Source organism: Stenotrophomonas sp. YIM B06876, from assembly GCF_030711595.1.
Classification (GTDB): Bacteria; Pseudomonadota; Gammaproteobacteria; order Xanthomonadales; family Xanthomonadaceae; genus Stenotrophomonas.
Genome location: NZ_JAUJUJ010000002.1, coordinates 1 through 26934 on the forward strand (window position 1 = coordinate 1; position 26934 = coordinate 26934).

The 26934-nt window shown below is 65.9% G+C and carries 25 protein-coding genes; 5 read left to right on the top strand and 20 right to left on the bottom strand.

Annotated features, from left to right (window positions below):
• The 11 genes from QZH66_RS01160 to QZH66_RS01210 form a co-directional block, all read right to left on the bottom strand.
• On the bottom strand, window positions 1-1170 hold a 1170-nt coding region (locus QZH66_RS01160), incomplete at its 3' end, for a BatD family protein (RefSeq protein ID WP_305804109.1).
• Window positions 1167-2921, bottom strand: a complete 1755-nt coding sequence (locus QZH66_RS01165) for a VWA domain-containing protein (RefSeq protein ID WP_305804110.1) — start codon at window positions 2919-2921, stop codon at window positions 1167-1169. The genes QZH66_RS01160 and QZH66_RS01165, both read right to left, overlap by 4 nt.
• The gene (locus QZH66_RS01170; RefSeq protein WP_305804111.1) at window positions 2918-3925 is read right to left on the bottom strand and encodes a VWA domain-containing protein; all 1008 of its coding nucleotides are present in this window, start codon (window positions 3923-3925) and stop codon (window positions 2918-2920) included. The genes QZH66_RS01165 and QZH66_RS01170 overlap by 4 nt, the downstream gene beginning before the upstream one ends.
• On the bottom strand, window positions 3922-4377 hold the full coding sequence (locus tag QZH66_RS01175) for a DUF4381 domain-containing protein (protein ID WP_305804112.1): 456 nt from the start codon (window positions 4375-4377) through the stop codon (window positions 3922-3924). The genes QZH66_RS01170 and QZH66_RS01175 overlap by 4 nt, the downstream gene beginning before the upstream one ends.
• Window positions 4374-5300 carry a DUF58 domain-containing protein gene (locus QZH66_RS01180; RefSeq protein ID WP_305804113.1) on the bottom strand — a complete coding sequence of 309 codons (927 nt, stop codon included), beginning with the start codon at window positions 5298-5300 and terminating at the stop codon, window positions 4374-4376. Before QZH66_RS01180 ends, QZH66_RS01175 begins: the two co-directional genes overlap by 4 nt.
• Window positions 5301-5395: 95 nt before the next feature.
• Window positions 5396-6415, bottom strand: coding sequence for a MoxR family ATPase (locus tag QZH66_RS01185; RefSeq protein ID WP_305804114.1), 1020 nt, complete (start codon window positions 6413-6415; stop codon window positions 5396-5398).
• A gap of 116 nt (window positions 6416-6531) precedes the next feature.
• The gene (locus tag QZH66_RS01190) at window positions 6532-8421 is read right to left on the bottom strand and encodes a type IV pilus secretin PilQ family protein (protein ID WP_305804115.1); all 1890 of its coding nucleotides are present in this window, start codon (window positions 8419-8421) and stop codon (window positions 6532-6534) included.
• Window positions 8422-8440: 19 nt separating this feature from the next.
• Window positions 8441-8971, bottom strand: coding sequence for a pilus assembly protein PilP (locus tag QZH66_RS01195; RefSeq protein ID WP_305804116.1), 531 nt, complete (start codon window positions 8969-8971; stop codon window positions 8441-8443).
• A complete protein-coding gene (gene pilO, locus QZH66_RS01200; protein WP_305804117.1) occupies window positions 8968-9648 on the bottom strand; it encodes a type 4a pilus biogenesis protein PilO in 681 nt (226 codons plus the stop codon). The genes QZH66_RS01195 and pilO overlap by 4 nt, the downstream gene beginning before the upstream one ends.
• On the bottom strand, window positions 9645-10388 hold the full coding sequence (locus QZH66_RS01205; protein ID WP_305804118.1) for a PilN domain-containing protein: 744 nt from the start codon (window positions 10386-10388) through the stop codon (window positions 9645-9647). The genes pilO and QZH66_RS01205 overlap by 4 nt, the downstream gene beginning before the upstream one ends.
• Entirely contained in the window at window positions 10388-11446 is a 1059-nt protein-coding gene (locus QZH66_RS01210; protein ID WP_345783820.1) for a pilus assembly protein PilM, read from the bottom strand. Before QZH66_RS01210 ends, QZH66_RS01205 begins: the two co-directional genes overlap by 1 nt.
• Window positions 11447-11663: 217 nt before the next feature.
• Between QZH66_RS01210 and QZH66_RS01215 the strand changes: the two genes are divergently transcribed.
• Together QZH66_RS01215 and QZH66_RS01220 are read left to right on the top strand one after the other, a co-directional pair.
• Window positions 11664-14087, top strand: coding sequence for a penicillin-binding protein 1A (locus QZH66_RS01215; protein WP_305804119.1), 2424 nt, complete (start codon window positions 11664-11666; stop codon window positions 14085-14087).
• 102 nt (window positions 14088-14189) lie between these two features.
• Window positions 14190-14804 (top strand): hypothetical protein, encoded by a 615-nt coding sequence (locus QZH66_RS01220; RefSeq protein ID WP_305804120.1) that lies wholly within the window; start codon window positions 14190-14192, stop codon window positions 14802-14804.
• A gap of 236 nt (window positions 14805-15040) precedes the next feature.
• Here the strand turns inward: QZH66_RS01220 and QZH66_RS01225 are convergent, their stop codons facing one another.
• The 9 genes from QZH66_RS01225 to QZH66_RS01265 all read right to left on the bottom strand — a co-directional run bounded on the left by QZH66_RS01225 (window position 15041) and on the right by QZH66_RS01265 (window position 25110).
• On the bottom strand, window positions 15041-16318 hold the full coding sequence (locus tag QZH66_RS01225) for a citrate synthase (RefSeq protein WP_305804121.1): 1278 nt from the start codon (window positions 16316-16318) through the stop codon (window positions 15041-15043).
• A gap of 274 nt (window positions 16319-16592) precedes the next feature.
• The gene (locus tag QZH66_RS01230; protein WP_305804122.1) at window positions 16593-16835 is read right to left on the bottom strand and encodes a type B 50S ribosomal protein L31; all 243 of its coding nucleotides are present in this window, start codon (window positions 16833-16835) and stop codon (window positions 16593-16595) included.
• Between the two features lie 85 nt (window positions 16836-16920).
• Complete coding sequence (locus QZH66_RS01235) at window positions 16921-17859, bottom strand: nucleoside hydrolase (RefSeq protein ID WP_305804123.1); 939 nt, start codon at window positions 17857-17859, stop codon at window positions 16921-16923.
• A 72-nt stretch (window positions 17860-17931) separates the two neighbouring features.
• The gene (recG, locus tag QZH66_RS01240; RefSeq protein ID WP_305804124.1) at window positions 17932-20037 is read right to left on the bottom strand and encodes an ATP-dependent DNA helicase RecG; all 2106 of its coding nucleotides are present in this window, start codon (window positions 20035-20037) and stop codon (window positions 17932-17934) included.
• A 222-nt stretch (window positions 20038-20259) separates the two neighbouring features.
• Entirely contained in the window at window positions 20260-20643 is a 384-nt protein-coding gene (locus tag QZH66_RS01245; protein WP_305804125.1) for a RidA family protein, read from the bottom strand.
• 217 nt (window positions 20644-20860) lie between these two features.
• Window positions 20861-23020 carry a bifunctional (p)ppGpp synthetase/guanosine-3',5'-bis(diphosphate) 3'-pyrophosphohydrolase gene (locus QZH66_RS01250; protein ID WP_305804126.1) on the bottom strand — a complete coding sequence of 720 codons (2160 nt, stop codon included), beginning with the start codon at window positions 23018-23020 and terminating at the stop codon, window positions 20861-20863.
• A gap of 106 nt (window positions 23021-23126) precedes the next feature.
• The gene (gene rpoZ / locus QZH66_RS01255) at window positions 23127-23426 is read right to left on the bottom strand and encodes a DNA-directed RNA polymerase subunit omega (protein WP_305804127.1); all 300 of its coding nucleotides are present in this window, start codon (window positions 23424-23426) and stop codon (window positions 23127-23129) included.
• 112 nt (window positions 23427-23538) lie between these two features.
• On the bottom strand, window positions 23539-24171 hold the full coding sequence (gene gmk, locus QZH66_RS01260; protein WP_305804128.1) for a guanylate kinase: 633 nt from the start codon (window positions 24169-24171) through the stop codon (window positions 23539-23541).
• Window positions 24172-24249: 78 nt separating this feature from the next.
• Window positions 24250-25110 carry a YicC/YloC family endoribonuclease gene (locus tag QZH66_RS01265; RefSeq protein ID WP_305804129.1) on the bottom strand — a complete coding sequence of 287 codons (861 nt, stop codon included), beginning with the start codon at window positions 25108-25110 and terminating at the stop codon, window positions 24250-24252.
• Window positions 25111-25219: 109 nt separating this feature from the next.
• Here QZH66_RS01265 and rph point away from each other — a divergent pair, with 109 nt between their 5' ends.
• Genes rph through rdgB form a run of 3 tightly spaced genes read left to right on the top strand, consistent with a single transcriptional unit; the run spans window position 25220 to window position 26930 of the window.
• Window positions 25220-25948 carry a ribonuclease PH gene (gene rph / locus QZH66_RS01270; protein ID WP_305804130.1) on the top strand — a complete coding sequence of 243 codons (729 nt, stop codon included), beginning with the start codon at window positions 25220-25222 and terminating at the stop codon, window positions 25946-25948.
• On the top strand, window positions 25945-26334 hold the full coding sequence (locus QZH66_RS01275; RefSeq protein WP_305804131.1) for a VOC family protein: 390 nt from the start codon (window positions 25945-25947) through the stop codon (window positions 26332-26334). Before rph ends, QZH66_RS01275 begins: the two co-directional genes overlap by 4 nt.
• Window positions 26331-26930, top strand: a complete 600-nt coding sequence (rdgB, locus tag QZH66_RS01280) for an RdgB/HAM1 family non-canonical purine NTP pyrophosphatase (protein WP_305804132.1) — start codon at window positions 26331-26333, stop codon at window positions 26928-26930. Before QZH66_RS01275 ends, rdgB begins: the two co-directional genes overlap by 4 nt.
• Window positions 26931-26934 lie beyond the last annotated feature (4 nt).

Consider the following 26934-nt stretch of genomic DNA (forward strand, 5'->3'; position numbering starts at 1 on the left):
CGCGGCCAGACCGGGCCGGCCGGGGGCCACTGTCAGCTGCAGATCCGGCACCGAGGCGCTGCGCGCGCGGCCGGCACCCACATCCCACCAGGGAATCGAAATGCCCTGCAATGACAAGGCGCCGGCCTGCTGCGGCACGATGGAATAGCGGCGTGTCATCCTCAGTTGCGGGCTGGGCCCGCTGAAGGTCTCGTCGTACTGCGCCGGCTCGGCGAACACCTGCGCCGCATCGCCGAGCGAGGGGACCGGCAGGTCGGGAAACTGCGCACGGGTGGCGCCCACCGCGGTCGCCTCCACCTCGACAGTCATCGCCTCACCCACCCTGGCCATCTGCGGCGCGGCGGTGTAGCGCAGGCGCAGGTCCCGCAATGGCAGCCACGGCTGCGGGGCGTTGATGGGCTGGGCCCGCACCTGCAAGGTCTGCTCCGGCGCACGGGCACTGAGCTGGGTGTCGCCACCGCCGAAGAAATCGCTGAACAGGCCACCGACGCCGCGCCCGGTGAAACGCGCACCGGGCAACTGCAACGGGCCGCTGCGTTCGGGCACCAGCAGGAAGCGGCGTTCGACCACGTTGTAGCGACGACCGTTCACCTCACGCACCAGGGTGCGATCCTCGCCCACCCGTTGCAGCGACGCCGACGCCGGGGTGTCCAGCACCAGTTCGCCGGACGCGAGCTGGGTGGCGAAATACAGCCGCACGACCACGCCGACACTTTGCTGCACATAGGGCGTGGGGTCATCGACATCGGTTTCAATGAACGCACGCTCATCGCCACGCGGCGCGACCGTGGCAACGTCCGCGGCCAGCACCTGCAATTGCAGGGGCGCGGTCAGTTCACTGCCCACCCGCAATGCCGGCACCTCCAGCACTCCGCTGCGCGTCGGGGTCAGCGCCAGCCCGAACAGGGCTTTGGCCGAGGCCACACCGTTGATCAACTGCACCTGCTGGCTGCTGGTCTGCCCACTGAGCGCGAAGTCGGCCCGCAACGGTGCGTAGTCCGGCGGGCTGCGCAACTGGTCGCTTTCAATGTTGAGGGTGACGCTTTCGCCTTCACGGATCGTGCTGCGGTCCAGCCAGGCACGGGTGGTGGCATGCGCGGCCGGGAGCAGCACCAAAACGAGCAGGGTCAGCAGCGCAGCGGCCACGCTGGCAGATATCCGTTGTTTCATCGCCCTTCCCGCTTGCGTCGCTCGTACTCGAGCTGGAACTTGGTTTTCAGCAGATTGCCCGGTTCATCCGGTACCCGGCGCATCCACGCCTCGATCGCCTGGCGGCGCTCGCGCTCTTCGGCGCTCTGCGCCGGCGGCGCCTGTTTTCCCTCCGCTTCCGCGGCCGGCTGCTGCTGCATCGCCTGTTGCATGCGTTCACGCTGCGCCTGGTCGGCCTGTTGCTGCGCTTTGGCATCCTCGGCCTGCGGCGTGTCCGCCGACGGCGCCGGTTTTTTCGACGCCGATTCCGTTGCCGGTTTTTGCGCCGGGCTTTGCGCAGGCGGCTGTTGGCCCTCTTTGCCCGGCGAGGACGAACCGGAAGAGGGCTGCCCAGCGTCCTGCGGCGATTTCGACGGGCCCTGCTTGCCGTCCTGTTTACCGCCCTGCTGATCCGGCTTCCGGTCCTGCTGCGTGCGCCGGCGCGCGGCCTCCACCGCAGCGCGATTGGCGATGGCGTCGGCCATTCCGGGCTGATGGCGCAGGGCCCGGTCATAGGCGTTGATCGCCTCGTCGTACTTTGCCTGCCGGGCCAGCGCGTTGCCCAGGTTGTACCAGCCCTGGTCGCTGTCGATGCCTTCAAAGCGCTGCTGCGCGGCCGCGAAATCGCCTCTGCGATACGCCGCCACGCCCTCGGCCAATTGCCGGTGACGGACCTGGTCGGGGCGCTGCCACATCGCGCTTTCAGCGGCCTGCGCCGGCACTGACAGCGGCAACAGACAGGCCATCACCAGCATCGCCGCCAGTCCGCCGCGACGGCGGAACGCCAGCAGTGCCAACACCAGCAACGGGGGCAGCAGCCAATATCCTTCATCGCGCCAGGTCCGCCCCGTCGGCCCGCTGCCCTCGCCGCTTTCCTGGATCCGCGGTTGCAGCACGCCCAGTGCCTGCAGGTCCGCATCACCCGCGCCGAGACGGACATAGCGGCCATTGCCGGCCGCAGCCAGCGCTCGTAATGACGGTTCATCAAGGCGGGCCTGTTCGATCCGCCCGCTACGGTCGCGATAGGCGGCCCCGGCCGGCGTACCCAGCCCGAGTACGGAAACCCGATACCCCGACCCGGCAGCCTGCGCTGCCGCATTGCGCACGGCGGCATCCGCGTGGTCGCTGAGCAGCAGGATGTCGCCCTGGTGCATGCCGGCCTGCTGCAGCAGCCTGCTGGCCCATGCCAGGGCCAGGTCCGCACGCTGGCCATCAACCGGCATCACCTCCGGGCCCAGCGCATCCAGAAACAGCGCCACATTCGCCGCATCGGCCGTCAGCGGCGCCACCGTGAACGCTTCACCGGCGTAGACCACCAGCGCCATCTCGCCGCCCTGGCGTTCGCGCAGCAAGGTGGCCAGCTTGGCCCGCGCCTGCAGCAACCGCGACGGTTGCATGTCGGTTGCGGCAATGCTTCCCGACAGGTCCAGCACTGCCACCAGCGGCGCCCGGGTTTGCCACAACGGCTGCTCCAGCTGGCGCCAGCTCGGGCCGGCCAGGGCCACTACCGACAGGATGCCCCCCAGCACCAGCGCAGCCCGTCCCCACCCCGAGCGCCGCGCGGTGCCAGCCAGCAGATGGCGCAGCAGATGCGGATCCACGGCTTGCCGCCAGATTGTGTGACGGCGCCGCCGATGGACGGCGTACAGCACCCCCAGCGGTACCAGCAACAGCAGCCACAGCGCGTGCGGGCGCAGGAAATGCAGCGAATCCAGGATCACGGGCATGCTCATGCGCGGCGGTCCGGCAACAGCCATGCGCCGGCCCCCAGCAGCAACGCCAGGGCCAACGGCCAGGCGTAGCGTTCAATCCGTGGCCGCAGCGCGGGGCCGGCCTGCTGCACCGGTTCCAGCCGATCCAGCTCGGCATAGATCCCCGCCAACTGCTGCGTATCCTGGGCACGGAAAAAGCGCCCGCCGGTTTCCGCGGCAATACGCGTCAGCGTCTGTTCGTCGATCGGATCTTCATCGGCCGCGATCTGCACCCCGAACAGCGAAAAGTCATTGCTGCCGCCAAAGGCGATCGTGTACACCCGCACACCTTCGGCTTTGGCCAGCTCGGCCGCCTTGAGCGGCTCCAGTACACCGGCCGTATTGACCCCATCGGTCAGCAGGATCAATACCCGCTGTCCTTGCGGCTGCTCGCGCAGGCGCTTGACCGACAACGCGATAGCATCGCCGAGCGCGGTTTCGCGGCCGGCAAGCCCGACCACCGCATCGCGCAACTGCTCGCGCACGCTGGCGTGGTCGGCGGTCAACGGCGTCAACGGGTAAGCCCGCTGGCCGAACACCAGCAGCCCGATACGGTCACCCTGGCGCCGTTCGAGGAAGTCGGCCAACACCGCCTTGGCTGCGGTCAGCCGGTCCACCACGCGCCCGCCCAGCTGCATGTCCGGCTCACTCATGCTGCCGGACAGGTCCACCGCCAGCATCATCTGCCGCGCCTGTTGTGGCGGCTCCACCGCCTCGCCCAGCTGCTGCGGCCGGGCGGCAGCCATGCACAGGCAGAACCACGCCAACCACAGCAGCAGCGAACGCAACCGCGGTCCGCTTCCCGGCCGGGCCGCGGCGACGGTCCGCAATTGTTGCAACGCGTATGGCACCTGCAACGCCGGCGTGGCGCCCGACCGCGTCGGCCACCAGCGCATCAGCAACGGCAGCGGCAGCGCCAGCCATAGCCACGGCCAGGCGAATACCTGGATCAGACCGGCCAGCGTCGTCGTGCTCAACAGGCTCATCGACGTCCCGCCATCAGTTCGACAAACCGCGTCCGTGCCAGCTCGCACGCCGCGCGTGCGATGTCAGCATCCACCTGGCGGCGGTAGCCACCCTCCAATAACAGGCGCCCGTCACCGCGAGAAAAATCCTGCCGTTTTGTCCCGTCCAGAAACTGCAGCCACGCGTCACCTTGCAGATTCGCCGCGGCAGCATCGATCCGCTTCGCCGCCCGCCGCAGCATGCCTGATGCGGCAGCCAATCGGGCCGCAGGTGTCTCGGCGTCATGCAACGCGGCGTCGAACAAGCCTTGCCAGCGGCGCTGCCGGCGGCGCCGCCGCCAGCTGAAAAACACCCGCACGGCCAGCCCCACCAGAAGCGCGGCGAACAGCAGCCACCAGCCCGGCGCCGGCGGCCACCAGTCCGGCGCCGGCGGCAGATGCACATCGCGCAACGGCAATTGGCGCGCGCTCATCGCATCTCCCCCACGGGAACCGGCGCCAACCAGGCATCGCTGGCGTCATCGCAGGCCAGCACATGCACCTGGATGCGACGGCCGGGCAAGGTGGCGAGCAGTTGCTGCAAGGGCGCGACAAATGCCTGATGCCAGCGGAGCCGCGCGCTTTCCGAATCAAGATCCAGCTCGACCCGCTGGCCCTGCGCCAGAAAAGGCAGCACCCCGTGCGGTGGCGCAAGCTCCAGTGGATCGACCTGCAGCAGCAACACCACTTCCAGATGCTGTGCCAGACCCGACCAGCGCGGCAGCGGAATCTGCGCCACGCTGGCGGGGTCGGCCAACACCACCAGCCGTGAGCCGGGGCGCAACAGCCGCGCACTGCGCTGCAGCGCGGCGTCCAGCCCGCCATCTTCGGCGGGAACCTGCGCATACCAGCGGCTCAACGCATCCAGCACCTTGAGCACCCCACGCGAACCGCCTGCCGGGGCAACCGGAGTCTCGCTGCCACTGCCGCGCAATGCGCCCACACGGTCGCCCTGGCGCTGCGCCATCCAGGCCGCCACCGCGCCGGCGCGGGCAGCCTGGACCGATTTGAAGCGCACCCGGGTGCCGAAGTACAGGCGCGGGCTGGTGTCGGCGACAATCAGCGTGACCCGCTCGCGTTCGGCCTGGAACAGCTTCGTATGGGTGTGTCCGGTACGCGCGCTCAGCTTCCAGTCGATATGTCGGGCATCGTCACCCGCCACGTATTCACGCGATTCGGCGTATTCCATGCCGCGCCCGCGGACCGCCGACGGCGCGATCCCGACCGCTCCGTGCTGGCCGCGCCGCACCGCATGCCGGCGCGCCACCGATTGCCGCAGCGCCACCAATTCCTGCAGGCTCGGCCGCACACCGTCCAGTGCACCAGATTGCTGGACGGCGGAATGTTCCTCACGCATGCAAGCCGCCTTCCGGCACGACAGCCAGGGTGCGCCTGCTTTTTCCCCGCAGGCGCAGGAGCATGGAAACCACGGGCATCGACACCGTCATCGCCTCAGGGGAGCGGTACCCGCTCCAGCAACTCGGCCACCAGACGTTCTCCGTCCCAGCCTTCGGCCGTGGCTTCATAGCTGGGCAGGATGCGGTGACGCAACACGTCGGGGGCAATGGCGCGGATATCATCCGGGGTCACAAAGTCGCGACCGGCCAGCCACGCCCGTGCCCGCGCGCAACGTTCCAGCGCGATCGAACCGCGCGGACTGGCGCCCCACGCGATGCGCCGCGCCAACCCCGGGTCATAGCTGCCGGCATCACGCGAAGCCAGCACCAGCTCGATCAGGTAGCGCTCCAGCTGCGGCGCCATATGCAGCTCCAGCACCGCCTTGCGCGCCTGTTCAATCGAGTGCAGCGAAATCTTGCGGACGACCTCGGGGGCGGGATCGAACTGCTGCATCGCCTTCTCCCGCGCCAGCCGCAGGATCTGCGCTTCGGCGCCCGCATCGGGATAGCCGATCCGCACATGCATCAGGAACCGGTCCAACTGCGCTTCCGGCAACGGGAAAGTGCCTTCCTGCTCGATCGGATTCTGCGTGGCCATGACCAGGAACAGTTTCGGCAACGGATAGGTATGCCGGCCCACGGTCACCTGACGCTCCCCCATGGCCTCCAGCAGCGCCGACTGCACCTTGGCGGGCGCCCGGTTGATCTCGTCGGCCAGCAGGATCGGATGGAAGATCGGACCCGGCTGGAACTCGAAGCGTCCTTCCTGCGCGCGCCAGATATCGGTGCCGGTCAGATCCGCCGGCAGCAGGTCGGGGGTGAACTGCACCCGCGAGAAATTCGCCTCCAGACGCGACGCCAGCGCCCGGATCGCGGTGGTCTTGGCCAATCCGGGGGCACCTTCGACCAGCAGATGGCCATCGGCAAGCAGCGCAATCAGCAACCGCTCGATCAGCGCCGACTGGCCGACAATCGTCGCTGTCAGCGCTGCGCGCAGCGCCATGAAGCTATCGTGCAAGCTGTCATTTGCGACGGCGGGAATGTTTTCGGCGGCCAGCAGGGGTGGATTGTCCATAGGTGCAGTTTGACCTATCGGCAGTGAAATCGTTCCCTTTGGCGCAACCGATTCAGGCCGACGTCAAAAAAAGGGGCCGCAGTCAGCGGCCCCTCGTTTTCAACCTGTGGGCTGGATCAGCGCGTCTTGGCCACGCGCAGGATCTTCGGTGTCACGAACACCAGCAGCTCGGCCTTGTCCTTGCCACGACCGCGCTTCTTGAACAGGTTGCCGAGGAACGGCACATCGCCCAGGAACGGCACCTTGGACACGCTGCTGCGATCGCTGAACTCGTACACGCCGCCGATCACCACCGTCTGCCCGTCTTCCACCAGCACCGCGGTGTTGATCTCGCGGCGGTTGATCGACGGCACGGTGCCGTAACCTTCCAGCACGATCAGCTGATCAACCTCGTCCTTCTTGACATTCATGTTCAGGAACACGCGGTTGTCACTGGTGATGGTCGGGGTGACCTTCAGCTCCAGCAACACTTCCTTGAACTGCACGTTCGGCGTCGCCGCGGTACCGGCAGTACCGCCGGTGATGGTGACGTAGCCGATTTCCTTGCCCTGCTTGATCACGCCCTCTCGCTGGTTGGCGGTGACGATGCGCGGGTTGGAAATGACCTCGCCCCGACCCTCTTCCTGCAGTGCGGACAGCTCCATGTCGAGATTGAAGTTCGCACCCAGCAAGGTATAGGCAAGGCTCGGCGCACCACCATTGGTGAATATGCCTGCGCCCACAGGCAGGTTCACGTTCAGGCCGCGGGTTGCGTCGGCATTGCCAGACACACCACTGCCAACGGTCGCGTTATTGTCACCGTTGTTGTAGCTGCGCCTGCCGCCAACACCGAACTTGGCGCCCAGATCGCGCGCGAACGTGTCGGTGGCGATGACGATGCGGCCTTCGATCAGCACCTGGTCGACCGGGCGATCGATCACGTCGATCAGCTCGCGCATCCGCGCGACCTTCTTCGGGATGTCGCTGACCATCAAGGTGTTGGTGCGGTCATCGGCGACGATACGGCCGCGCGGCGACAGGAAGCCATTTTCACCTTGGCTGTCCCCGCTACCGCCACCTCCGCTGCCGCCGTTGCCACCGATTCCCTTGGCCTCGGTCAGCGCTTTGAAGATCGCGCCGGCGTTGTGGTAATTGATCTGGATGTAGTCGGTGATCATGTCCTGGCGGTTGTCCAGGGCGATGCGGGCGTCTTCCTTTTCCTGCTCGAACTTGGCCAGTTCCGGCTGCGGGGCCACCCAGATCACGCCGCCATCGCGACGCTTGTCCAGGCCTTTGGCGCGCAGCACGATGTCCAGCGCCTGGTCCCACGGCACGTTGATCAGGCGCAGCGTCACGTTGCCCTGCACGGTGTCGGACGCCACCACGTTCAAATTGGACTCTTCGGCAATCAACTGCAGAACGGTGCGCACCGGCACGTCCTGGAAGTTGAATGTCACCGGACGCCCGCCGTAACCACGCGCGGCTACCGAGGCGGCCGCCTGTGCCACCGTACTGGAGGTCACCGCCCCGGTGGCCACTTCGACCGGGCGCGGGGTGATCTCCACCACGTATTCGTTGCCGGTCTGGTAAGCCAGGGACTGGAACGCCACGTTGGTACTCAGCACCAGCTGCGAGCCGCTGCCGGATGGCTTGGCATCGATGCGCTGCACCGGCGTGGCGAAGTCGACCACATTGAGCGGACGCTGCAGCTCGACCGGCAAGGTCGCATTGCCGACATCGATCACCACATTGTTGCCCTGCGTACGCAGGTCCGGGCTCGCGCCCTGACCATCAAACTGCAGGATCAGGCGGCCAGCGCCATCGTCTCCACGCTTGAAGTCGATCTTGGTCACTGCGATCGGCGTTGCAAGCGAGTGAGCCGCATTCTGCCCATCCGGCGCCGGAACGCCGGGCGTTGCCGCCATCAAAGAGCCATTGGCCAGTGCAAGCGCAATCCCCAGTGCGCATACACGTACCATCGCATGGCGCCGGGCGGGACGCAGGCTCAGGGCTTTGTAAAAAGTCATCGTGCTATCCCCTAATCAATCATTGATCGTCAAGCGCAAGCGAAGCTGGACGTTCCAGCCAACCGCCAGCGCCATCCGGCACCAGTTCAATCAATTCAATACCGTCTTCGCGGACACTGGTGACACGGCCATCGCTCTGCCCCAGGTAAACCCCGGGACGGATGCGGTACGTCACCTTGTCCGGAGCCATGACCAGCGCCACGATACCGGCACCCTTGCCGATCGTGCCAACCATGTCGAGGCTGTCGAGCGGGAAGGCTTCCAGCGGTTCCTTGCGGCGGTTCGGATCCGGCCGCAGGCCACTACCGCCGTCCGGATTGGCCCACGCATCGGTAAACGGATCACGCATCCCCTGGGCCGCATATTCGAATGTCTCGAACTGCTGCATCACCGGCAACGGATCCAGCGGGGGTGCCGGGCGTGCGCGCACGTCGGCGACCCACTTCTGCAGATTGGGCGCATCGCCCGGGGTACTGGTCACCCCGCGGGCACAACCGGCCAGCAGCGCAATCAGCACCAGGCCCGTGATTCTAGCGGTTGGCGACCTCATGCCCCACCACCCTTTTTCTGGTCCTTGGCTGCAGCCTGCGCAGCCTTGTCCTGGAGATCCATCTCGGCATCGTCCAGATATCGATAGGTTTTCACCGTGCCCGACAATTCAAGCGCACCGCTGCGCGCGGTGATCCCGGTCTTGGGATCCTTGGGCTTGAGATTGATGTCATGCATGGTCAGGATCACCACCCGCGGCAACGAAGCCACGCCACTGACAAACGCACCAAACTGGTGATAGCTGCCGACCATGCGCAATGCGATCGGCTTTTCCGCATAGAACTCTTTCGGAGATTCCGCACCTGGCTGGAACAGCTCGTTGTTCAGCCCGCTGGACAGCGCTGTCTGTGAGATATCGATGATCAGATCCGGCATCTCGGTCTTGCTGGGAAGCTGGCGCAACATCTGCTGCAGCACCTGCTCCATCTGGGCCAGTTGCTGCTTCAGCGGTTCCAGGTTCACCGCACGACCCTGTTCCTTTTCGAACTCCGCGCGCAGGCTGGTCTCGCGGGACTCAAGCCCCTCCAGCTCCTCGCGTTCGCCCTTGATCAGGACGAAGTAGGCCATGACCACGATGAAAAGTGCCAACAACGCACAGAACACCACTTTCGCCCGCTGCGGCCAGTTGCCGATATTGTTGAAGTCGAGCTCGTTGAGCTTGATTTTCTTCTTGCTCATTTCGCGCCCTCCTTGTGCTGCGCCTCAATAGCAGGTGCAACCGCCGGAGTCGTGGCACTCCCGGCCTCGGCCGCCATCGCGGACTCCACCGTAGCGCCAGTCGCGGTTGCCGCCTGCCTGGCCTCAGCCTCCGCGGCAGCCGCCTCCGCCAACGGATTTTCCCCCGGCGCCGGCAACTTCACCTTCAACATGAACACATAAGGCAATGCCTTGATGTCGAGCAATGCTCCCGCACCCGCCCCACTCTTTTCCTGGGCTTTGGCTTCGATGATCGACAGTTCCGGATTGCTCATCCAGCCGGAGCTTTCCAGATTGCGCATATAGGCACTGACCCGGGCATTGGACTGGGTCCGCCCTTCCAACGTCAGGATGTCGCCTTCCTGCTTCAGCGTGGTCAGCACCACCCCATCCGGAATCGTGCGCACCAGCGAGTCGAACAGATGCACCATCTGCGAGCGCTTGGCCTGCAGTTCTTCAATCACCTTCTTGCGCGCAAGCAGACGATCCTTCTGCCGATCGAGGCGGTCGATCTCGGTGTTCTGCTCCTTGACCTTGTCGATCTCGGCCTGCAGATAGCTGTTGCGCTCATTCTGCCCACTGATCTGGCGGTCGTAGTAGAACCACAGCAGCATCGACAGCAGCACGCCGGCCAGGGCGGCAAAGCCCAGCATTCCGTAGAACTCGCGTTGGCGTTGCTTGCGGCGTTCCGCCCGCCACGGCAATAGATTGATCCGTGCCATCAGTCGAAACTCCTCATGGCCAGACCGGTGGCGATCATCAGCGCCGGTGCATCCTGTGCCAGCGCGTGTGCCTGGACCTTCGGCCCCAGCGTCATCTGCGCCAACGGATTGGCCACTGTCGTTGCCACCCCGAGCTGCTCTTCCACCATCTCCGGCAAGCCCACCAGCGCCGCGCAACCGCCGGCAAGCACGATATGGTCGACCCGGTTGAACTCGCTGCCCGCGTAGAAAAACTGCAGCAAGCGGCTGATCTGCTGCACGGTCGCTTCCTTGAACGGTTCAAGGACCTCGACCTCATAGCTTTCCGGCAACCCGCCCTGACGCTTGGCCAGCCCAGCTTCCTCGTAGGTCAGCCCGTAACGGCGCATCACCTCGTCGGTCAGCTGCTTGCCGCCGAACACCTGCTCACGGCTGTACAGGCTGCGACCACCGCGCAACACGTTCAAGGTCGTCATGGTCGCGCCGATATCCACCAGCGCCACCACGCCATCGCTGGCAACGGGCAACTCACTGGCAACCAGCGCAAAGGCGTTCTCGATCGCGAAAGCCTCCACATCCATCACCTTCGCCGTCAACCCACCCAGCTCAAGTGCGGACTGGCGCAGCTCGACATTCTCCGAACGCGAGGCGGCGAGCAGCACCTGCACCATTTCCGGGTTGTTCGGCACGGGGCCGAGCACCTCGAAATCGAGGTTCACTTCTTCGATCGGGTACGGGATGTAATTGACCGCCTCCAGCTCGACCTGGGCTTCCATGTCGCTGTCGTCCAGGTCCGACGGCATCGGAATCACCTTGGTGATCACCGCCGAGCCGGCCACCGCTGCCGAGGCATTCTTGGCACGGGTGCCGGAACGGGCCACCGCGCGACGGATCGCCTCCCCCACGGCCTCGACTTCCACAATATTCTTTTCCACCACCGCATTCGGCGGCAGCGGTTCCACAGCGTAATGTTCCACGCGAAAGCGATTGCCGCTACGGGAAAGCTGCAACAGCTTTACCGCAGTCGAACTGATATCGACGCCTATGAGCGGCGCCTGACTCTTTGGGATAAGCCCCACGGATTCTCCCCTGCCGACGGGCACTTGGACGCAATTGTTGCGTCCGCGCATTAATAACGACTTTTTTGCAATTGGCAACTATCCCGCGTGCAAGCCGAGAAGCACGTCACGCCGCATGGATGGTCCCCAACCACTCTCCCCCAGGACGCGGCCCCAGCCGATCCCTTGCGTAATCTATACTCTGCGGCCACGAAATCTGCAATCGGAATCTGTCTAGATGCCACGTTTTCGCCGTTGGTTGCGCTGGATGCTGGCTATTTCCGTCATCCTCCTGTTGCTGGGCGGTATGGCCGCCGCTGCGCTTTATTACTCGATCTCCTCGAAATTGCCCGACGTCCAGGCGCTCAAAGACGTCGAACTGCAGGAGCCCATGTACGTCTATGCCAGCAATGGCAAGTTGATGGCGGTATTCGGCGAGACCCGCCGGTACCCGATCCAGATGAAGGACGTGCCCGAACAGCTGAAACAAGCGTTCCTGGCCACCGAAGACGCGCAGTTCTACCAGCATGGCGGCGTGGACTACAAAGGCCTCGGGCGGGCGGTCTGGCTGACGGTCAAAACCCGCAACAAGCGCGTCCCCGGCGGCTCCACCATCACCCAGCAGGTGGCCCGCCAGTTTTTCCTGAGCTCGGAAGTCAGCTATACTCGCAAGCTGGCCGAGATCCTGCTGGCCCGCAAGATCGAGTCGGAACTCAGCAAGGACGAGATTTTCGAGCTCTATCTCAACAAGAGTTTCTTCGGCAATCGCGCCTATGGCGTCGGCGCTGCGGCCGAGTACTACTACGGCAAGAAACTGGACCAGTTGAGTCTGGACGAGATGGCCTCGCTGGCCGGCATCCCCAAATTTCCCTCCAGCGGCAACCCGATCAGCAATCCCGAACGCGCGCGTGAACGTCGCGACTACTACGTATTGGAGCGCATGGCCGAGCTGGGCTTCATCACCCGCGCGCAGGCCGAGGCGGCCAAGGCGGTGCCGATGCATGCCGTGCCGCATGAGCCGCCGGTGGAGGTCTACGCGCCCTACGTGGCGGAACTGATCCGGCAGGAGATGATCGAGCGCTACGGCGGCGATGTGCTCAACAAGGGCTATCGCGTCACCACCACGATCAACGCCGAGCTGCAGTCGGCGGCCACCAGCGCCATCCGCGATGGACTGCTGCTGTATGACCATCGCCATGGCTGGCATGGCGTGGAGCAGCATCTGGACGTGGGCGCCGACGCCGATGCGGCGTCGCTGGCCAGCCACCTGGCAAGCATCGCGCCGCAATCCGGGCTGTTGCCGGCGATCGTTTCCGCCACCCATGCCGACGGCAGCGCCACCGTGGTGCTGGCCAACAAGTCCACCCTGGTGTTGCCGGTGGCGGCCAGCCGCTGGACCAACAAGACGCCGGCCAAGCTGTTGACCCGCGGAGATGTGATCCGTGTTCGCGCCGGCGACAAGGACGGCCAATGGCTGATCGACCAGATCCCGCGCGGGCAAGCGGCGCTGGTCTCTGTGGACGCCGACAGCGGCGCGCTGCGGGCGCTGGTGGGCGGATTCAGCTTTGCCGGCAACAAGTTCAACCGCGCCACCCAGGCCCGGCGCCAGCCCGGCTCCAGCTTCAAGCCGTTCCTGTATGCGGCCGCCTTCGACAAGGGCTTCAATCCGGCCTCGATCGTGCTCGACGCGCCGGTGGTGTTCCGCGACCGCCGCGGCAAAACCTGGCAGCCGCAGAACGATGGCGGCGGCTTCCGCGGCCCGATGCGCCTGCGCGAAGCCCTGGTGCAGTCGCGCAACCTGGTATCGGTGCGCCTGCTGGACAGCATCGGCGTCGAATTCGCGCGCAAGTACATCAGCCAGTTCGGTTTCCAGGAGGCCGAACTGCCGCCGAATCTGTCGATGTCACTGGGCACCGCCTCGCTCACGCCGCTGTCGGTGGCACGCGGCTATGCGGTCTTCGCCAATGGCGGCTCACGGGTGGACACGTGGATCATCGATTCGATCAGTGACCGCGACGGCGCGGTTGTTTTCAAGGAGAACCCGGCCATGGCCTGCCGCGGCTGTGGGGGCCAAGGCGGCCTGAACACACCCGTCAGCCAGGTCGTGGACGGCTTCAATTTCGGCGCCGCCCCCTCACCCGCCACTGAAAAACCCGCACCAGCAAGCACCGAGGTCGCCCCGGCGCCCGCGGCCAACCCCGACGCCCGCATCGCCCCGCGCGCCATCGATGAGCGCACCGCCTACCAGATGGTGTCGATGATGCGCGACGTGGTCCAGCGGGGCACCGGCATCGCGGCCAAGGTGCTCGGGCGTGAGGACGTCGGCGGCAAAACCGGGTCGACCAACGACCACCGCGATGCCTGGTTCTCCGGCTTTGGCGGCCCGTTGGCCACTACCGTCTGGGTCGGCCGCGATGATTTCCGCTCGCTGGGGTACCGCGAATACGGCGGCAAGGCCGCATTGCCGATCTGGATCGACTACATGCGCGTGGCACTGAAGGACGCGCCGATTGCCCGCAATGACCCACCCGCCGGCATGGTCGAAGCCACGCTCAATGGCGCCACCGAATGGGTCAAGAGCGAAGACCTGGATCGCCTGCAGGAATTCGATTTCGACCAGCACGACCAGAAGGCGGACGACGCCGCGTTCGACATCTTCTGACGCTCGCGCAGCGGGATCGGGAACGGCGGCAACGGCCGGTTGCTGCCGTTTTCCCGGGTGTAGGCTACAGTTCGATCGTGTTTTCCCGAGGAGAGCCCCGGCATGTCCTCTCGCACCCTCGTCCGCGACCGCCAGCGGATCGCCCAGCTGGCCGCACGACAGATGGCCCAGAGCGGCTCACGCGACACCCGCCAGGCGGTGCACAAGGCCGCACATGAACTCGGCCTGCGCTCGCCGGCGCAGCTTCCGGACCAGGCCCAGGTGACCGAAGCCCTGCACGAGCACCTGCGACTGTTTGCGCCAGCCTCACGTCTGGATGCGCTGAAGGCGCGGCGCGAAGCCGCCCGGCAGGCACTGCAGTTTCTCCAGGACTTTTCGCCGCGACTGGTGGGCGCGGTGCTCGACGGCAGCGCCGACCGCTACAGTCCGGTGCAAATGCACCTGCACAGCGACGAGCCGGAAGCGGTACAGCACTTCCTCGAAAACCAGCGGATCCCGGCACACCTGGGCACCCGCCAGCTGCGCCTGCAGCGCGGCCGCGCCACCGCCCTTCCGTGCTGGCAATTCGACGCCGACGGCATCGCGTTTGAACTGCTGGTGCTGCCGCACTCGGCGCTGCGCCAGCCGCCGCTGCAGCCGCTGGACGATACCCCGATGCCACGCGCCTCGCTGACACAACTGCAGCAGCGCATTGCCGCCGAAACGGCACCCGGATGAGGCCGGCACGCGGAACCGCCGGCCGCTTCACCCCGCCCCGCGCCCTTGGGGACAGGGCTGGCAACGCCGATCGTTCGCAGTGCCCCGGATGAATACCCTGCCACTGGCCGGTTCCTGCCTGCCCTTGCAAGCACCGGCCTTCGCCGGCCGCCGCTGTCCCGCGGTGCCACAAAAAAGCCCCGCAATCGCGGGGCCTTCTCGCCTCAGGTGACGCCGACGCCGGTCGGCGCCGAACCTCACTTGCTGTAGTTGCGCACGTCGTAGCCGGTGTAGACCTGGCGCGGACGGCCGATCTTCATTTCCGGATCCACCTGCTGTTCCAGCCAATGCGCCACCCAGCCGGCGGTACGGCCGAGGGCGAACATGACGGTGAACATCTCGGTCGGAATCTGCAGCGCCTTGTAGATGATGCCGCTGTAGAAATCCACGTTCGGGTACAGCTTGCGGGCGACGAAATACTCGTCCTGCAGCGCGGCCTGCTCCAGCTTGACGGCCACATCCAGCAGCGGATCCTGCACACCCAGCTCTTCCAGCACCTGCTTGGTCATCACCCCGATGATCTTGGCGCGCGGGTCGAAGTTCTTGTACACGCGATGGCCGAAGCCCATCAGACGGAAGCCCGAAGCCTTGTCCTTGGCCTTGAGCACGGCGGACTCGACGTTGTCGGCCGAGCCGATCTCTTCCAGCATCTTCAGCACGGCTTCATTGGCGCCGCCATGAGCCGGACCCCACAGCGCGGTGACGCCGGCGGCGACCGAGGCATACGGGTTGGCACCGGTGGAACCCACCAGGCGCACGGTCGAGGTCGAGGCGTTCTGCTCGTGATCGGCATGCAGGATGAACAGCAGATCCAGCGCCTTGACCACGGCCGGGCTGATCTCGTACTGGCCATCGGCCGATTCGAAGGTCTGCTTCAGGAAGCGGCTGACGTAGTCCAGCGAGGCATCCGGCTGGTTGGCCGGCAGACCCTGCGAATGGCGGTAGATCAGCGCCGAAAGGGTCGGCACCTTGGCGATCAGGCGCAGCGCGGCCTGGCGGCGCTGGACCTCATCGGCCAGATCCAGCGACGCGTGGTACTTGGCCGACAACTGCGCGATCGAGGCAGCCAGGATCGCCATCGGATGGGCATCCTTGGCGAAGCTGCCGATCAGCGTGTTGATGGACGCATCGACGGTGGATTCGGCCGTCAATTCGGCTTCGAACGCCTTCAGCTGCGCGGCATCGGGCAGCTCGCCGTTGACCAGCAGATAGGCCACTTCGACGAAGCTGGATTTTTCCGACAACTGCTCGATCGGGTAGCCGCGATACAGCAGCACGCCCTCATCACCGTCGATGAAGGTGATGGCCGACTTGCAGCTGGCGGTAGCGGTGTAACCGGAGTCGTAGGTGAAGAGACCGGTTTCCTTGGTCAGCTTCGAAATATCGACGCAGTCATTGCCCAAGGTGGGTTTGAGTACAGGCAGAACAACCGACTTGTCGCCGGCGTTGAGCGTGACCTGATCAAGATCGGACACAGTGTGCGCTCCTCGGTGGAAGGCGCCTGTCCTGCGGAGAGGTAGCGGGCAGACGCGTGAATGAAGACCGCGGCTTGCACCACGGATCGCGCCATTATCGCATAGCAACATTTTGCTCGTCGCTACGACGGAAGTCGCAACCGCCACTTCCGCTGCAACATAGCGTCACAGCCGCAGATACCGCGTCGCCGCGAGACTCCGGCCATATCGCAGACAAAACAAAACAGCGGCCGCGCACAAGGCACGACCGCTGTAGGCACCCACAGCCGCCAGCTTAGCGCGCGTAGCGCTTCTGGAACTTGTCGATGCGACCGCTGGTGTCGATGACCTTGTGCTTGCCCGTGTAGAACGGATGCGAAGCCGAGGAAATTTCAACCTTGATCAGCGGGTATTCTTCGCCATCTTCCCACTTGACCGTCTCCTTGGAGGACATGGTCGAACGGGTAAGGATCTTGAAATCGGAAGTCACGTCGTGGAAAACGACGTTGTTGTAAGCAGGATGAATGTCGGCCTTCATGGGGCTCTCACCGTATGGCTGGTGGTCAAGACGGGCATTATAGTCCGCCGCGCCAAAAATTAGCAAACGGCGATTGACCCCTGCTTCAGGCCACGCCCAGTGCCACTCGCACCTGCGCTTCGAAGCGCTCCTGGTCGTAGCCGATCAGCAGCGTGGTGTTGTCCGCGCGCCCGGTCTGGCGGTTCCAGTCCACTACGGTCGCGCCGCGGGTATGGGTACCGGCGAGCTCCACGCACAGCGGACGCTGCTCCAGCTGTGTGGCGCCCTCCGGCTGCAACGCCCACGCCATCGCCAAGGCATCGGCGGCAAACCAGCGCTCGCCGCGACCGTCTTCCGACCAGAGCCGGGTCTGGCGCGAAATCAGCTCGTAGAAACGCGCCTGGTCGCTGTCCGCAGCCAGCCATTGCTCGACATCGCGGTGCAGCAGCCCATGGGCCACCGTGGCTTCCCAGTCGGCCACTTCGACATGCGGGAACAGCGAGAACACGATATGCGCCGCTTCCGGATCGAAGGCGATATTGAATTCGGCCACCGGGGTGATGTTGCCGTGGCCGTTGATCGCCCCGCCCATCACCAGAAAACGCTTCACCCGCTGCGGCAGCGTCGGGTCAAGTTTCAGTGCCAGCGCGATGTTGGTCAGCGGCCCCAGCGCGACGAGGAACAACTCGCCCGCGTACTGGTGCGACAGGCGCAGGATGGCCAGCGCCGCATGTTCGGCTTCGGCCTGGCGCGCAGCGGCCGGCAGGTTCACATCGCCGAAACCGTCAACGCCATGCACGTGCGCGGCATCTTCGGCCGGATACACCAGCGGGTCGGCGGCGCCGGCGAACACCGGCACATCCTCGCGGCCAGCAATCTCGCACAGCTTCAACGCATTGCGCACGGTGTGTTGCAGACCGACATTGCCTGCCGCCACTGTGAGTCCCACCACCTCATGATGGACGTCTGCAAACGCCATCAACAGGGCCAGCGCGTCGTCCACGCCCGGATCGGTATCAATCAGCAACGGAATTTTTTTGCTCATCTCTTGTTTCACTTCTGGTTGGCCATGGAGTCTCGCACCCCGGACCTGACAACGGAAGCGCGGCCCCGGCATTCAGGCTGAGGCGTACCGCACCGCACCGCCGATCCAGCGGGCGACAATGCGATCGGCCAATTCGGGCGACTCCTGCAGCAGCCGCTCCCCGAGCGCATGGATATCCGGCAGCAATCCGGCGTCGCGGGCCAGATCGGCCACGCGGAACGCCGCCAGCCCGGTCTGCCGCGTGCCCAGCAATTCGCCGGGGCCACGCAGCTCCAGGTCCTTCTCGGCGATCAGGAAGCCATCATTGGTCTGGCGCATGGTTTCCAGCCGTTCGCGCGCCATCGACGACAGCGGCGACTGGTACATCAGCACGCAACTGGATGCGGCCGCGCCGCGCCCGACGCGGCCACGCAACTGGTGCAACTGGGCCAGCCCGAGGCGCTCGGCATTCTCGATGAGCATCAGCGAGGCATTGGGCACGTCCACGCCGACCTCGATCACCGTCGTGGCCACCAGCAGGTCGATCTCGCCGGCCTTGAAGCCACGCATCGCCGCCTGCTTCTCGGCGGCCTTCATCCGCCCGTGCACCAGCCCGACCTTCAACTCGGGCAACTGCGCCGACAGGGCGTCGAACGTATTCTGTGCGGCGGTGGCGACCACCTCGTCGCTCTCGTCGATCAACGTACAGACCCAGTACGCCTGCCGCCCCTGCGCGCAGGCCACGCGGATGCGCTCGACCAGCTCGGGACGGCGCTCGGCACTGATGACGATGGTCTGCACCGGGGTGCGCCCCGGCGGCAGCTCGTCGATGGCCGAAACATCCAGGTCCGAATACGCGGCCATCGCCAGCGTGCGTGGAATCGGCGTGGCGGTCATCACCAGCTGATGCGGCACACTGCGCCCGGCCGCGCCCTTGTCGCGCAGGGCCAGGCGCTGGTGCACCCCGAACCGGTGCTGCTCATCGATGATCGCCAACGCCAGGTCATGGAACACCACGTTCTGCTGCATCAGCGCATGCGTGCCCACCACCACCTGCGCCTGGCCGGAGGCGACATCGGCCAGGACCGCGGCGCGCGCCTTGCCGGTGACCTTGCCCGCCAACCAGCCGATGCGCACGCCCAACGGTTCCAGCCATCCGCGCAGATTGAACAGATGCTGCTCGGCCAACAGCTCGGTGGGCGCGGCCAGCGCCACCTGTTTGCCGCGTTCGACCGCCAGCATCGCGGCCAACGCCGCCACCACCGTCTTGCCCGACCCGACATCACCCTGCACCAGCCGCAGCATCGGGCTGGCCTTGGCCAGATCCTTGCGGATCTGTTCGAACACCCGCGCCTGCGCGCCGGTGAGCTGGAATGGCAGCGACTGCCGCAGCGCTTTTACCAGTCCATCGCGCCCTTTCAACGACGGCGCGTGATGCTGCTGCAGCGCGATGCGTTGCCGGCGCAGGCTCAGATGGTGGGCCAGCAGTTCCTCCATCGCCAGCCGCTGTTGCGCCGGATGGGTGCCCGCCGCCAGTGCGGCCACGTCCGCATCACGCGGCGGCCGATGCATGGTCAGCAGCGCCTGTCGCAATGACGGCAGACCCAATCCGCCCAGGAAAGACGCCGGCAGCAGCTCCAGCGCCGGCGCCTCCGGCAGCCGGTCCAAGGCCTGGCCGATCAGCTTGCGCAGCGAGACCGGGCCGATGCCCTCCACTGCCGGGTAGACCGGATCCAGCGCCTCGCCCAACCCGGCGTCCTCGTGGTCGCCAAGCACCCGGTAACTGGGGTGCACGATCTCCAGCCCATGCTGGCCGGGACGCGGGGTGCCGTAACAGCGCAGGCGCGTGCCCACCGCCAGCTGCGCCACCTGGGCGGCGCGGAAATGGAAAAAGCGCAATACCAGCGTGCTGCCGGAAGCATCGCCTACCGCCACGCGCAACACCGGCCGGTAGCGGAAGCCGCGCTCGACCGCCTCCACCCGCCCTTCCACCTGCGCGGACAGGCCCGGCTTCAGCGCCCGGATCGGGACCAGCGTGGTGCGGTCCTCGTAGCGCAGCGGCAGGTGCAGCCACAGATCCTGCAGCGTCAGCAGACCGCGCGCCTCCAGCTTGGCGGCCACCCGCGGGCCGACCCCGGCAAGGCAGCTGAGCGGCTCGCAGGACAGATCCACGGAAAAGGAGCGGCGAAGGGCAGACATCGCACAAGGATGCCGGGATCACCGCCAAACAGAAACCCCGGCACCGGCGCGATCCTGCGGTGGCGTCCAATGCCGTCCATCGCAAGCGGCGGTTCCGACCGGCATCCGCGCCCTGCATGGCAGGCGCGGATAGTCGCCGATCGCGACTATTGGCATCGCCCTCAGACGCCGGACCAGGCAGACGCCGTGCAAGACCCGGCGTCATCCGGACGGGCGGCGCTATCAGTCGAGAATCATCACCGCGTCGACTTCGAAATTGGCACCCTTGGGCAGCGCCGAGACTTCGATGGTGGAGCGGGCCGGGAACGGGGCCTGGAAGTATTCCTGCATCACCGCATTGACCTTGGCGAACTCGCCCAGATCGGTCAGGTACAGTCCCAGCCGCACCATCCTGTCAAGCGAGCCACCGGCTTCCTCGGCCACGGCCTTGAGGTTGTCGAAACAGCGACGCGCCTGCACCGCGACGTCACCGGCAACGATCTCGCCGGTGGCCGGGTCCAGCGGGATCTGGCCGGAGAAATACACGGTGTTGCCGGCGCGCACGGCTTGCGAATACGGACCGATCGCGGCCGGGGCATTGGCGGTGTTGATGATCTGACGGGACATGGCAGCTCCACACGGGACAAGGCCGGCCATTGTAACGTCCACCCCTTCCCTGCCGCAGGCCAGCCGTCGCTTGCATCAACGCAGCCGCACGCGGAACACCGTGCCTGGACAATTTCTCACCATCACCCGCAAACGTCCGCCCCACCAGGGCCAAAGAAGTTTATCCACAGCTTGTCAGGGGGTTGCTGCACACCCGCTGTGGAGAAGCGCCCGGCGCTTACTGGCGACGCACCGACTGCACCACATTCAGACGTCGCAGGCGCCGCATCACTTCGGCCAGATGGTTGCGGTCACGCACCTGGATGTTGAAGCACAGCACCGCCGCGTTGAAGTCGCGATCCAGATAGTCGACCCGTTCGATATTGGACTGGCTCTGGGCGATCGCCGCCGCCAGCTGCGCCAGCACGCCGGTACCGTTCTCGACTTCCACGATCAGCGACGTGTCGTAGTCACCGGCCACACTGCTGTCCCAGCCGATCGGCACCCAGCGTTCGGGCGACTTGCGCAATTCGGCCAGGTTCGGGCAGTCCATGCGGTGGACCACGATGCCCTTGCCGGCGGTGTGGTAACCCATGATGTCGTCGCCCGGAATCGGCTGGCAGCAGTTGGCAAAACTGACCACGCCACGCTCGCTGCCGTTGATCAGGATCTTCTCCTGCGCACGCGGCGGCTGCCCGGCTGTGCGCAGTTCGGCATACGCCATCAGGGCCTGCGCGGCCTGGGTCGGCATCCAGTTGCCCAACGCCACATCGGCCAGCAACGCCTCCAGGCGCGGGTAGCGGTGTTCGGCCAGAAACGCATCCAGGCGGCCCTTGGGCAGGCGTTCGAGCGAGCTGTCCATCGCTTCAAGCGAGCGGTCGAGCATGCGATGGCCCAGCTGCACCGCGTCCTCATGCTCAAGCTGCTTGAGCTGGTGACGGATGGCGGTACGCGCCTTGCTGCTGACCACGAACTCCAGCCATTGCGGCTTGGGGGTGGCCGAGCGTGCGGTGATCACCTCCACCGTCTGCCCGCTGGTCAGGCGCGTGCGCAGAGGCACCAGTTTCTTGTCCACCCGCGAGGCCACCGCACTGTTGCCGACGTCGGTATGCACCGCGTAGGCGAAGTCCAGCGCGGTCGAATTGCGCGGCAACGCCAGGATCTTGCCCTTGGGGGTGAACAGGTAGACCTCGTCCGGGAACAGGTCGACCTTGACGTTGTCCAGGAACTCCAGCGACGAGCCGGCAGCGCGCTGCGATTCGATCAGTTCCACGATCCACGCATGGGCCCGGCTCTGCGCACTGTTCGGGGTGTCGCCACCGAACTTGTAGGTCCAGTGCGCCGCCACGCCGCGCTCGGCGATCAGGTCCATCTCCTCGGTGCGGATCTGCACCTCGATCGGCGAGCCATAAGGCCCGAACAGCACCGTGTGCAACGACTGGTAGCCATTGGCCTTGGGAATGGCGATGAAATCGCGGAAGCGCCCGTCCAGCGGCTTGAACGTGGCATGCACCGCGCCGAGGGCGTGGTAGCAATTCGGCACGCTGCGCATCACCAGGCGGAAGCCGAACACGTCCATCACCTGGTCGAAGCTTTTGTTCTCGTCATGCATCTTGTTGTAGATGCTCCACGGCGTCTTGATGCGGCTGACGAGGCGATGCTCCAGCCCCTCGCGCGCCAGTCGCTGCGACAGCTGCACCTCCACCTGCGCCATCGCCTCGCGCCGCACCACCGGCTGGCTGCGGATGTGCTTTTCAATGATCGCGTGACGCCACGGATACAGCGCGCGGAAACCCAGGTTCTGCAGCTCGGACTTGATCAGGCTCATGCCCAGCCGCTGCGCGATCGGCGCGTAGATCTCCAGTGTCTCGCGCGCGATGCGCTCGCGCGCCTCGGCGCTCTGCGCGCCCAGTGTGCGCATGTTGTGCAGGCGGTCGGCGAGCTTGATCATGATCACGCGCAGATCGCGCGACATCGCCAGCAGCATCTTGCGGAAGCTCTCGGCGGCCGCTTCCTGGCGGTCACGGAACTTGAGCTTGTCCAGCTTGGTGACGCCTTCCACCAGCTCGGCCACGGCCTCGCCGAATTCAGCCGCGAGGGCGTCGCGGGTAAGCGGCGTGTCCTCGATGGTGTCGTGCAGGATCGCGGCGATCAGCGCCTCGGCATCCAGCCCCAACTCGGCCAGGATCCTGGCCACCGCCACCGGATGGGTGATGTAGGGTTCACCGGACTTGCGGGTCTGGCCCGCGTGCGCCGACGCCCCCACTTCCCACGCACGGCGCAGCAACGGCAACTGCTCGGCAGGCAGATAAGCGGCTGCACGTTCGAGTTGAAGGACATAGTCAGGTACCACCACGCCCACCGGCGCGGCTACCTGGGCAGAGGGGCCTGGGTTCATGCCAGAAGACTATGCCAGCAGCGGAATAACGGCAAACGCCACAATGCAAAACAGCCCGCGTTGGCGGGCTGTCTGCTGGAAACGGCGATCGTCGCGGAGGCCGCGATCAGTCGTCGTTCTTGGACATGTCTTCGTCGGCGACCACTTCGGCGGCAGCCCACTCCAGCGCTTCGCGTTCGGCACGCTCACGCTCGGCTTTTTCGACTTCGTCGATCAGCGCGTTGTCGATCTTGCGGGCGGCGATTTCACGCAGCGCCAGCACGGTCGGCTTGTCGTCGGTCTCGCTGTTGTCGATCGTGGCCTGGACCCCATTTGCCAACTGGCGGGCACGCTTGGACGCCATGATGACCAGGTCAAAACGGTTGTCGACGACTTCCAGGCAATCTTCTACGGTAATGCGGGCCATGCGGGCTCCCGGCGACCAGCAACGGCCGCTCGATTGAATGTGGGAAAGGGGGCGGATTGTACGCCCCGGGGTCGCCGGAAATCAAGCAAATACCTGAACCGGTCCTTTTGAATCAAGCATTTGCCGCAATTTCCGGGTCCAGCAGGGCGGCAATCAGTTCGCGATGACGCTGTTGCTGGCAGGCGCGCCGCAAGCGGCTGGCAGTGAAGATGGCGCACATCTCCGACACCGCGGTGGCGAAATCCTCGTTGACGATGACGTAGTCGAATTCGTCGTAATGCAGCATTTCCTCGCGCGCGGCGGCCAGGCGCCGGGCCATCACCGCCTCGCTGTCCTGTCCGCGTTTGCGCATGCGCTCGTCCAGCGCCTGGCGTGATGGCGGCAGGATGAACACGCTGACCGCGCCAGGCACTTTCTCCCGCACCTGCCGCGCGCCCTGCCAGTCGATTTCCAGCAGCACGTCCTTGCCCGCGGCCAGTTGCGGCTCCACCGACTGGCGCGCCGTGCCCTTCCAGTCGCCATGGACCAGCGCATGTTCGAAGAATTCGCCCTGGTCGATCATCCGCTCGAATTCGCCGGCGCTGACGAAGTGGTAGTGCCTGCCGTTCTCCTCACCCGGGCGCATCGCCCGCGAGGTGAACGAGATCGACAGCGCGATCTGCGGATCGCGCGCCAGAGTGGCGTTGACGATGCTGCTTTTGCCGGCCCCGGAAGGGGCGGCGACGATATAGAGAGTGCCGCGCATGGCTTTTTTCTTTGGTTGTAAGGAAAAACGCAACGGCTGCAGGCAACCGGTACGGTCAAGGCAACTGCCCGCAAGCGGTCACTCGATGTTCTGCACCTGCTCGCGGATCTGGTCGATCAGCACTTTCAGCTCGACCGCGGCATTGGAGGTGCGGCTGTCCACCGACTTGGAGCCCAGCGTGTTGGCCTCGCGGTTGAATTCCTGCAGCAGGAAATCCAGACGCCGGCCAACCGGCTCGCGCTGGTGCAGCACGCGGCGGATCTCGGCGATGTGGCTGACCAGCCGGTCCAGTTCCTCGTCCACATCCAGCTTCTGCAGCCACAGCACCAGCTCCTGCTCGGCGCGGCCGGGATCCACCGGATGCGGCAGGTCGGCCAGACGGGCCGCCAGCTTGGCGCGCTGTCCTTCACGGATCACCGGAATCAGGGTCCGCACCTCGACGGCGATGCCCTCGACCGCATCCACCCGCTCGCTGATCGCCCGGGCCAGTTGCTCGCCTTCGCGCTCGCGCGACTGTACGAAGCTGTCGATGGTGGCCTCCAGCAGCGCCAGTGCCTCGGCCTGCAACGCGGTGGTATCGGGGGATTCGGCGCGCAGCACGCCGGGGTATTGCAGCAGGTCGGTGAAGCCGATCCGCATGCCGGGAAAGCGCGGCTGCAGCCGCAGTGCCAGTTCGCCCAGCTGTTCAACCAGCGCTTCGTTGACCGCCAGCGACGTCGCCGCTTCCGGGGCGCGCAGACGCATCACCAGATCCAGCTTGCCGCGGCTGACCCGCGCCGCCATCCGCTCGCGCAACTGCGGTTCCAGCGCGCGCAGGTCCTCGGGCAGGCGCACGCCCACTTCGAGGAAGCGGTGATTGACCGAACGCAGCTCGCATCCCAGGGTGCCCCAGGGGGTCACGCGTTCGCCGCCGGCATAGGCGGTCATGCTTCGAATCATGTGGATTTCCGATGCGCTTCAAAGGGCGAATGGTACCCTAGCCCACCCCGGACGCCGGTGTTTCGACCACCCGGGCGCCCTATTCCGCTCTTCGCAATCCGGACTACCCATGACCTTCTCCCGTCCCAGCGGCCGCCAGGCCGACCAGCTGCGCCCGGTGCGCATCGAACGCGCTTTCACCCGCCACGCCGAAGGCTCGGTGCTGGTGAGCTTTGGCGAAACCCGCGTGCTGTGCACCGCCAGTGTCGAGAATCGCGCGCCCGGCTTCCTGCGTGGCAAGGGCGAAGGCTGGGTGACGGCTGAATACGGCATGCTGCCGCGCTCCACCCACACCCGCAACGACCGTGAGGCCGCGCGCGGCAAGCAGGGCGGTCGCACGCTGGAAATCCAGCGCCTGATCGGCCGCACCCTGCGCGCCTGCATCGACCGCAACGCGCTGGGCGAGCGCACCATCACCCTGGACTGCGACGTGCTGCAGGCCGATGGCGGCACCCGTACCGCGGCGATCACCGGGGCGTACGTGGCGTTGGTGGATGCGGTGAACCTGCTGCTCAAGCGCGGCGACATCAAGCGCAACCCGATCTTCGGCGCGGTAGCCGCGGTGTCGGTCGGCATCTACAAGGGCGTGCCGGTACTGGATCTGGATTACGCTGAAGACAGCGACTGCGATACCGACATGAACATCGTGATGAATGATGGCGGCGGTTTCATTGAACTGCAGGGCACCGCCGAGGGCCATGCGTTCCGCCGTGACGAACTGGATACGCTGCTGGCCTTGGGCGAAAACGGCATCCGCCAGCTGTTCGATGCGCAGCAGGCGGCTCTGGCGCAGGCATGAGCCGGCACCTGGCCCTGGTCACCGTGGTGGTGGCCGATTATGACGCGGCCATCGCCTGGTACACCGAGGCGCTCGGCTTCGCACTGCTGCAGGATATCGACCAGGGCGACAAGCGCTGGGTGGTGGTCGGCCCAGCCAATGGCAGCGCGGCGGCCCTGCTGCTGGCGCGTGCCAGCAATGACCAGCAGCGCGCGCATATCGGCAACCAGACCGGTGGCCGCGTCGGGTTTTTCCTGAACAGCGACGACTTCTGGCGCGATTACGCCGCGATGCGCGCCTTCGGCGTCGAATTCCTCGAAACCCCGCGCGAAGAAAGCTATGCAACGGTCGCGGTGTTCCGCGACCTGTACGGCAACACCTGGGACCTGCTGGAGCCCAAACCATGAAACTGGTGCTGGCCAGCGGCAACGCCGGCAAACTGGAAGAACTGCAGGCCATGCTGGCCGCGCTGCCATTGCAGATCGTGCCGCAGCACGCGCTGGGCGTGGGCGAGGTGGCCGAGACCGGCCTGACCTTCGTCGAGAACGCGCTGATCAAGGCCCGCCACGCCTGCCAACACACCGGCCTGCCGGCACTGGCCGACGACTCGGGGCTGATTGTCGATGCGCTCGATGGCGCGCCGGGGCTGTACAGCGCGCGCTATGCCGGCAGCCCCACCGACGATGCGGCCAACAACGCCAAGCTGCTCGACGCCTTGCGGGACGTGCCCGGCGAGCGCCGCACCGCGCGCTTCTATGCGGTGATCGTGCTGCTGCGCCACGCCCATGACCCGCAGCCGCTGATCTGCGAAGGCAGCTGGGAGGGCCGCATCATCGACGAACTGCGCGGCAGCAACGGGTTCGGCTACAACCCGGTGTTCCTGGACGAGGAACTGGGCCTGACCGCGGCGCAGATGGAGCCGGCGCAGAAAAACCGCCGCAGCCACCGCGCCAAGGCATTGCAGCTGCTGGTGCAGAAGCTGTCCCACCTGCCGACGCGCTGAGGAA